Here is a 235-nt window from a genome sequence, read left to right as displayed (position 1 = left end):
GATGAATCCATGAGCGTGGGAAATCGTTTCACCGCCAGGATTGCCTCGGCAGCGTCGCGTATTCACCATCCTGGCATTGCGCACGGTTCCTTCCGATTAGCTATTCACACATGCGCCACTCAAAAAAATTTCTCCTCAAAAGGACGGAATTTCGGCCGATCACCAACATTCTTGAACGATTCGCATAACATGTTCGCAAAAAAATTTTTAGCCCGTGGTTGTGGGGAATCACTTG

Source organism: Stieleria varia (assembly GCF_038443385.1).
GTDB classification, from domain to species: Bacteria; Planctomycetota; Planctomycetia; order Pirellulales; family Pirellulaceae; genus Stieleria; species Stieleria varia.
Note: the sequence above shows the minus strand (reverse complement) of the source record.